Here is a 1,529-nt window from a genome sequence, read left to right as displayed (position 1 = left end):
TTGTTATTCTTGTCAGTTTTAGTTTTTGCTACAATTTCTGCGGCTGGTGTAATTACCGATGTAGGGAAAGTCGCTGTTGATGCACATGAAGTTAATACTAGTACTAATGCTCCTGCAACTAAATGTTTTATTTTTTTCATTTTTTATAATTTAATTATTGTTCAAATTTAAAGGTCTTGAAACACTACCTTGGTTTGTTTTTTAGGCTGAATCATCGCTATTTTTTAGAGAGAAAATACTACTTTTTTATCGCATGAAATAGTATGAATCGCCTTGTATAAAGATAAGAAATATAACTGACAATTCCTAAAAATCTGGGACTGTTTCATTGGTTATGACGCTGTAAATTCTGGTTTTTTTCACGATACCCAACGGGCTGCTTTTTTGAAAGTGATTAGATTGAAAGAACGTGAATTTCGGTCTGTTTTGCGTGAGGGATAGAAGTGGAGCTCTTTGTGTTTTCGTTTGTAAAACGAAAATACAAAACCGGGAACGCATAGCCCGACCTCTAATAAAAACAGGAGATGCAATCCTGTTTTTAGTAAAGGTCACGCCCAAAAAATAAAATAGAAATTGCCATACTAACAAAGTGCTATTGGCTTCTTATTCTTTAAATAAATTAGCCATCAGTTTTTTGTTCCCAACGATCCACAAAATATCATTTCTTTCTAGAATAATATTCGACTCGGGATTCAGTAAGCGCTTACCGTTTCGCTCGATTCCTACTACCAAACCGTTGGTTAGTTCACGTAATTTAGACCTACCAATATTTAAACCAATAAAATCTTCGTTTTGAAGTTCGATTTGCTTTAGTATCACCTCGTTATTTACCTTTTTAGGAACCTCAATTTCGTGTTTTGTCAAGAATTCCGCAAATTCTTTTACTTGTTCATCTGATCCAATAACACAAATCTCGTCACCGGGGAACAACCGTTCGGTCTTACTTGGTACTTCAATCATGATTTCTCCTCTCTTGATAAAAGCAATATTTACGCCTACTAATTCTCTAATACGGATTTCTCGCAAGGTTTGTCCAGCAAGATTAGATTCCTTCGCGATGGTAAATGTACTCATGTGACCGTCCCAAGGCGTCAGGTTCGCATAACGGCGGTCAATTTTCTTTTCTTCTCTATCGTTGAGGTTTTTCAAGAAATGACTTTCTATTTTATGGTATTGCTTGTGTAGTTTTTTTGGGAAAAAGAAATAAATAAGCAGCGCAATTACCAATGCAAAAAAGGCAACAGTAGGGGAGAAAAAGATATTTAACAGAAACCCAATGTAAAATACCGCTACTCCCATCCTAAAAAAGATAAGCATCAAGATTGGTCCACGGTACTTTCGTTCCTTGTACAATATCTCAACCTCCTTTACCGCAACACGGCGTAAAGACAATGCCCATAAAAAGGGTGAGATCACAATGATGGTAATGAGGGCTGCAATTGCATTTCCGAATTTTGATGATTCTACCAAAGGCAGAATGTATTTGCTCGAAATTAAAATGATCGAAGTAATGATAATTGTATGTAGCA

Annotated in this window: 1 protein-coding gene; it reads right to left on the bottom strand. The window is 35.8% G+C overall.

Translation table 11 applies throughout. The features are described from left to right. Positions 1-603: 603 nt before the first annotated feature. The coding region (locus P8M54_RS14595; protein ID WP_300288728.1) for a TrkA C-terminal domain-containing protein at positions 604-1,529 on the bottom strand (926 nt) is incomplete at its 5' end.

Origin of the sequence: Flavobacterium sp. (assembly GCF_029242675.1) — a bacterium.
GTDB lineage: Bacteria > Bacteroidota > Bacteroidia > Flavobacteriales > Flavobacteriaceae > Flavobacterium.
Note: the sequence above shows the minus strand (reverse complement) of the source record. Positions and strands in the feature narration are given on the sequence as shown.